Source organism: Streptomyces sparsus, assembly GCF_054776295.1.
The window spans coordinates 1-2765 of record NZ_BAAHCA010000659.1 but is presented as its reverse complement, the minus strand read 5'-3'; the positions used below and the strand labels follow the sequence as shown (position 1 = coordinate 2765).

At 71.5% G+C, this 2765-nt stretch carries 4 protein-coding genes; all 4 read right to left on the bottom strand.

What is annotated here, in order from left to right; all coding sequences use genetic code 11:
- Positions 1-112: 112 nt before the first annotated feature.
- The 4 genes from nuoK to ACYVE9_RS21770 are packed head-to-tail and all read right to left on the bottom strand — an operon-like array spanning position 113 to position 2608.
- Positions 113-484, bottom strand: coding sequence for an NADH-quinone oxidoreductase subunit NuoK (gene nuoK / locus ACYVE9_RS21785; protein WP_461029582.1), 372 nt, complete (start codon positions 482-484; stop codon positions 113-115).
- Positions 484-1041 carry an NADH-quinone oxidoreductase subunit J family protein gene (locus ACYVE9_RS21780; RefSeq protein ID WP_461029581.1) on the bottom strand — a complete coding sequence of 186 codons (558 nt, stop codon included), beginning with the start codon at positions 1039-1041 and terminating at the stop codon, positions 484-486. The genes nuoK and ACYVE9_RS21780 overlap by 1 nt, the downstream gene beginning before the upstream one ends.
- Positions 1038-1646 (bottom strand): NuoI/complex I 23 kDa subunit family protein, encoded by a 609-nt coding sequence (locus ACYVE9_RS21775; protein ID WP_461029580.1) that lies wholly within the window; start codon positions 1644-1646, stop codon positions 1038-1040. The genes ACYVE9_RS21780 and ACYVE9_RS21775 overlap by 4 nt, the downstream gene beginning before the upstream one ends.
- 5 nt (positions 1647-1651) lie before the next feature.
- Positions 1652-2608: a complex I subunit 1/NuoH family protein gene (locus ACYVE9_RS21770; protein WP_461029579.1), complete on the bottom strand. Its 957-nt coding sequence runs from the start codon at positions 2606-2608 to the stop codon at positions 1652-1654.
- Positions 2609-2765: the final 157 nt, after the last annotated feature.

Sequence of the window (2765 nt, the reverse complement as noted above, 5' to 3'; positions counted from 1 at the left end):
GGCAGCACGGCGAGCGGCCGGACGAAGCCGGGTGCGCGGCGGCCCACGAGCAGGCCGGCGAACGCGCCGAGCAGCGGCAGCAGGGGCACGGGCACGGCCAGGGCGGTGATGCTCACGCGGTGGCCTCCGCCTTCTGCACGTCGGTCTCCCGCGGGGGTTGCCGGCCGTCGCCGGGGGGTGGCTCGGCGAGGTCGCGCAGCCGGTCGACGTCCGAGGTGCCGCGGTTGCGGTGGACCAGCAGCACGATGGCCAGGCCGATGCCGATCTCGGCGGCGGCCACGGCGATGGTGAACAGGGTGAGGGCCTGGCCGGCGTGCAGGGCGTCGCGCAGCCACACGTCGAACGCGACCAGGTTGAGGTTGACGGCGTTGAGCATCAGCTCGACGGAGATCAGCACCAGGACGGCGTTGCGTCGGGCGAGTACGCCGTAGAGGCCTACGGAGAACAGCAGGGCGGCCAGCACCGCGGGATAGGCGAGATGCATCAGCGCGCTTCCTTCTTCCGCCGGGAGGAGAGCACGATCGCGCCGACCAGGGCGGCGAGCAGCAGCACCGACAGCGCCTCGAAGGGCAGCACCCAGTGCCGGAAGAGCGCCTCGCCGACGGTGGCGGTGTCACCCTGCGGTGTGTCGAGGGTGAGGTAGGCGGAGCGGAACGCGTCGACGACGACCGTCACCAGCGTCACGGCGGCGACGAGCGCCACCACCAGCGCCACCGGGCGGTTGCCGGAGTCGGCGTCCGCGGAGCGGCCGATGGGCGCCTTGGTCAGCATCAGTCCGAACAGCAGCAGCACCACGACGGAGCCGACGTAGATGAGGACCTGCACCCAGGCGATGAACTCGGCGGTGAGCAGCAGGTACTCGACGGCGATGCCGCCGAGCGCCACCACCAGCCACAGGGCGGCGTGCACCAACTGGCGGGTGGTGACGGCGAGTACCGCGGCGCCGAGCGTGACGGCGCCGACCAGCAGGAAGACGATCTCCACGCCGGTGGGTGACAGGAAGCCGGGTGACTGTGCGGCGAGGAGCGCGGTGGCGGTCATGCCCCGTCCTCCCGGGGGTCCTGCGCCTGCTCCTGGGCCTGCCCGGCCTGGGGCTGCTCCTGCTGGGCCTGTTCCTGCTGGGCCTGCTGGGCGGCGAGCTTGTCGGCGGTCTTCTGGGCGGCGGCGAGTTCCTTGGGCTCCTCGGCCGCCGGGTCGAGCGGTGGCGGCTCCGGCACCGTCCACATCCACTCGCGCAGCTTGTCGCGTTCGTGGGTCAGTTCCCGGATGTCGGTCTCCGCGTACTCGAACTCCGGGGACCAGAACAGCGCGTCGAACGGGCACACCTCGATGCAGATCCCGCAGTACATGCACAGCGAGAAGTCGATGGCGAACCGATCCAGCACGTTGCGGCTGCGTTCCCGGCCGCCGGGGGCGGCAGCGGGCAGCGTCTCCTTGTGGGAGTCGATGTAGATGCACCAGTCGGGGCACTCGCGGGCGCAGAGCATGCAGACCGTGCAGTTCTCCTCGAACAGTCCGATCACGCCGCGGCTGCGCGCGGGCAGCTCCGGCTGGACGTCCGGGTAGTGCGCGGTGACCGAACGACGGGTCATCGTGCGCAGGGTGACGGCCAGGCCCTTGGCCAGACCGGAGCCGGGAAGGCCCATGACGTCTAGAACACCACCTTCACCACGCCGGTGAGCGCGATCTGTCCGAGGGCGAGAGGTACCAGCAGCGTCCATGCGAACCGCTGGATCTGGTCGGCGCGCAGCCGCGGCCAGGCGACCCGCATCCAGATCACCAGGAAGCAGAGCGCGCCGGTCTTCAGCAGCATCCACAGCCAGCCGAGCTGGTCGGACCAGGGGCCGTGCCAGCCGCCGAGGAAGAGCACCGCCGTGAGCGCGGACACCACCACGATGCCCGCGTACTCGGACAGCATGAACAGGGCGAAGCGCAGCCCGCCGTACTCGGTGAGCGGGCCGAAGATGATCTCCTCGGGGGCCAGCGGGGCGTCGAAGGGCGGCCGGTGCAGCTCGGCGACGCCCGCGGTGAAGAAGACGAAGGCGCCGATCAGCTGCCACGGCAGCCACCACCACTGCCAGGCGTCGAGAATGCCGGGCAGCGAGAGCGTACCTGCGGCCATCGCCACCGAGGCGGCGCTGAGCAGCAGCGGCAGTTCGTAGGCCATCAGCTGCGCCGCGGTGCGCATGCCGCCGAGCAGCGAGTACTTGTTCGCGGACGCCCAGCCGCCCATCACCTGGCCGATCACACCCACACCGAGCACGGCCAGGACGAAGAAGATGCCCGCGTCGATGACCTGGCCGACCACGCCGTTCGGCGCGATCGGGATGGCGATCAGCACCAGGAGGTAGGGGATCAGTGCGACGGCGGGCGCGAGTCGGAAGACGCGGCGGTCGGCGTCAGCCGGGACGACGTCCTCCTTCTGCGCGAACTTCACCCCGTCGGCGACCAGTTGGGCCCAGCCGTGGAAACCGCCCGCGTACATCGGCCCGACCCGGCCCTGCATGTGGGCCATCACCTTGTGCTCCGCCTGGCCGACGACGAGCGGCAGGGTGAGGAAGGCGATCAGGACGGCGAGCAGCCGCCAGGCGATGTCGAAGAACTCCATCAGCCCTCGTCCCCTGTCTGCTCACGGCGCCGGGGCGGCGCGTCCGGGCCCGCCTCGGAGGACGGTTCACCGGGTTCGGGTGCGGGCGCCGGATCGGCGGGAGCTGGCGCCGGATCGGCGGGTGCGGGCGCCGGGTCGGGGTCGGCGGTGGACGGGA

Excerpts from the sequence above, each read along its gene's own strand:
- ACYVE9_RS21770 (WP_461029579.1), bottom strand. The coding sequence starts at position 2,608 with ATGGAGTTCTTCGACATCGCCTGGCGGCTGCTCGCCGTCCTGATCGCC.
- ACYVE9_RS21775 (WP_461029580.1), bottom strand. The coding sequence starts at position 1,646 with ATGGGCCTTCCCGGCTCCGGTCTGGCCAAGGGCCTGGCCGTCACCCTG.
- nuoK (WP_461029582.1), bottom strand. The coding sequence starts at position 484 with ATGCATCTCGCCTATCCCGCGGTGCTGGCCGCCCTGCTGTTCTCCGTA.
- ACYVE9_RS21780 (WP_461029581.1), bottom strand. The coding sequence starts at position 1,041 with ATGACCGCCACCGCGCTCCTCGCCGCACAGTCACCCGGCTTCCTGTCA.